The following is a 1064-nucleotide window of genomic DNA, read 5'->3' as shown; positions in this document are numbered from 1 at the left end:
CTACCCCCTTCACGCGGGTTTACGACTCAGCCACCTATAGGCATCGTCCACACGACGGGCTTACCTGTGAACCATTGGGCCACAGTCACTTCGCCGTTCTGACGATGGCGAGGTCGTGGTCATGTAGCGCGGTGATGAGTGCGCGGGTCCCATCGTCGGGTTGTGGCGCCAGTTCGTGTGCGATGGCTGTGCGCACCACGGCCGATACCGGTAGGCCGCGTTCTGCGGCAGCGGCGCGTAGCCGGGTCATCTCATCGTCGGTGAGGCGCACGGTGAGGGTTTGGGCTTTTTCGCGGTTGGGGTGGGTGGCCGGCGCGGTCGTGTATTCAGAGCTGTCGACGGCTTCCAGCTCGCGTGCCTCGTTGAGTAGGTTGCTGAGCTCGTTGTTCACTGGTTGTTCCTTTCCCGGTATGTGCTCTGATCGGTGGCATTGGCCGGCCAGCAGTTCGCGCCGTATTGCTGGTCCTCGTGGCTAACGACGATGACGACGAGCACTGCGTTTGCGGTCGGCGAGAAACCGATGAACCGGCTGCTTTTGCCCGAACGGCTTTTGGGGTCGGGGATGTACCCACCACGTCGGGATCGTTGACGGCTTCGGTCGCCATCTCGACGGTGGTGTGGTGTTTGTCCCACATATGGGTGACCACGTCGCTGGGCCAGTGCAACTCGGTCACCCACTCAGTGTATGACAAATGTATTGCATCTGGGCATGCAATTATGCGCGGCAAGCCGCGGGACTGTGCGGGCCGAATTCCGGCAAAAACGAGTGACTTACCTTAGATGTCGCAAATGACACCCTGAGCCCATCATCGGACTCCTACCAGCCCCTTTGTTGCTTACAGTCAAGCGAAGCAGCATAAATATCTGACCTTTGTCGCAAGTCGATGATCTACCCGCTTCAGCATTGCGTGCTGAGTGCCTCGGACGACGGGGCATGGTCGCGAAAACACTTGAAATGTAATACGGACATGTATTACATTTAGGTGTGTTGGTCGACTGGTCCAGACGCGGTGACTACATCGCCAAGCATGGAGTCACACCTGAGCAGGCCGACGAGGCGCTAA

General features: G+C 58.7%; 1 protein-coding gene. It reads right to left on the bottom strand.

The features are described from left to right. Nucleotides 1–85: 85 nt before the first annotated feature. On the bottom strand, nucleotides 86–391 hold the full coding sequence (locus tag ACOJVU_RS00005) for a ribbon-helix-helix protein, CopG family (protein ID WP_421527898.1): 306 nt from the start codon (nucleotides 389–391) through the stop codon (nucleotides 86–88). Between the last annotated feature and the right edge of the window lie 673 nt (nucleotides 392–1064).

Source organism: Mycobacterium sp. THU-M104 (assembly GCF_049197365.1).
GTDB lineage: Bacteria > Actinomycetota > Actinomycetes > Mycobacteriales > Mycobacteriaceae > Mycobacterium.
This window is presented reverse-complemented; position numbering and strand designations above follow the sequence as displayed.